2 rRNA genes are annotated in these 254 nt (G+C 47.2%); both read right to left on the minus strand.

Annotated features, from left to right (window positions below):
- Positions 1–87: ribosomal RNA gene (gene rrf, locus PGC35_RS22205) — 5S ribosomal RNA — on the minus strand; the annotation flags it as partial.
- Between the two features lie 57 nt (positions 88–144).
- Positions 145–254 (minus strand): 23S ribosomal RNA (locus tag PGC35_RS22210); the annotation flags it as partial.

Raw genomic sequence — 254 nt, forward strand, 5'->3', positions numbered from 1 at the left:
AGACCCCCAACTACCATCGGCGCTGAAGAGCTTAACTTCCGTGTTCGGTATGGGAACGGGTGTGACCTCTTCGCCATCATCACTAGACCTTGAGTTGTTCACTCAAAACTGGATAAAAGACATTGATTGCTCGCAAATTCATATTTGGTTAAGTCCTCGATCGATTAGTATTCGTCAGCTGCACGTGTCGCCACGCTTCCACCCCGAACCTATCTACCTCATCGTCTTTGAGGGATCTTACTTACTTGCGTAAT

The organism is Psychrobacillus sp. PGGUH221 (genome assembly GCF_042055255.1).
Lineage (GTDB): Bacteria > Bacillota > Bacilli > Bacillales_A > Planococcaceae > Psychrobacillus.